Annotated in this window: 1 protein-coding gene; it reads right to left on the bottom strand. The window is 39.3% G+C overall.

The features are described from left to right. A partial coding sequence (locus FDW96_RS25200) for a hypothetical protein (RefSeq protein ID WP_212732862.1) occupies nucleotides 1-229 on the bottom strand: 229 nt, incomplete at both ends.

Here is a 229-nt window from a genome sequence, read left to right as displayed (position 1 = left end):
GTATTTATTAGAAGCTAAGTCATAATAAACTTTCGCGTCCCCAATTACTTCACTAGATCCAGCTCCGTGTTCATATAGCAATGGATATCGTTCTCTAGCAAACTCAATGCAGTTAGGGGTCAAGATAATACCGTTACGATTCTCTACGCCAACTTCTGAACCAATGCCTTGGAACGACTTAGAACCGTCCTCGTTTTCAGTTACTTTAATTTCAGCACTATTGGTTATT

Origin of the sequence: Citrobacter sp. TBCS-15 (genome assembly GCF_005280815.1) — a bacterium.
GTDB lineage: Bacteria > Pseudomonadota > Gammaproteobacteria > Enterobacterales > Enterobacteriaceae > Citrobacter > Citrobacter werkmanii.
The sequence above is the reverse complement of the archived record's forward strand: the minus strand, read 5'-3'. Positions and strand labels throughout refer to the sequence as shown.